Source organism: Amycolatopsis thailandensis, from assembly GCF_002234405.1.
In the GTDB taxonomy this organism is placed as follows: domain Bacteria; phylum Actinomycetota; class Actinomycetes; order Mycobacteriales; family Pseudonocardiaceae; genus Amycolatopsis; species Amycolatopsis thailandensis.
Genome location: NZ_NMQT01000288.1, coordinates 1 through 638, shown reverse-complemented (window position 1 = coordinate 638; position 638 = coordinate 1). Strand labels below are relative to the sequence as shown.

Here is a 638-nt window from a genome sequence, read left to right as displayed (position 1 = left end):
TCGACGCCGTGCCCGCGGTCCAGCAGCACCGCGATCAGGTCGCGTTCGAGGGCGAACTGGTCCCCGGCCTGCCGCGCGAGCAGCGACGGATGCCGCCGGAGCAACCTCAGCTGCGCCACCCATTCGCGGTCCGGGACGGGGTGCGCCCGGTACAGGTCCTGGCACGCCGCGCGCAGCGCCTGCCACGGCTTCTCGCCGGACGGCCTGCCTTCCACCAGCGACACCAGCAGCCCGGTCCGCTCGCGGTCGGCGTGCAGGATCGCGTCCTCTTTGTTCGCGAAGTAGTTCGAGAACGTCCGCCGGGACACCCCCACCGCGTCGGCGATGTCCTCGACGGTCACGCCGTCGAGACCGTGCTCCATCGCCAGGCGAAGCGCGGCCTCGTGCAGCGATTGCCGCGTCGCCGCCTTCTTGCGGGTGCGGAGCGTGTCGAGGGTGTCCACCAGGACAGCGTAGCGACGGGAATAAAGTTCTCACTGTGCAAGTTTGCACAGTGGGCAATAATTGCCCCGAACGCTTGAAAGGACGCCATGAAGACCGAAGGAACGGCGGAGGCACCGTCCGAGGCGATGGGGCACCGCCAGGTGCTCGAATCGCTGTCCGGACTGCTGCTCGCGCTGCTCGTGGCGATGATCAGT

Annotated in this window: 1 protein-coding gene; it reads right to left on the bottom strand. The window is 68.5% G+C overall.

The genetic code is table 11. The features are described from left to right. Positions 1–443 (bottom strand): TetR/AcrR family transcriptional regulator (locus CFP71_RS42355; protein ID WP_093939449.1); only part of this gene is annotated, 443 nt, incomplete at its 3' end. Positions 444–638: the final 195 nt, after the last annotated feature.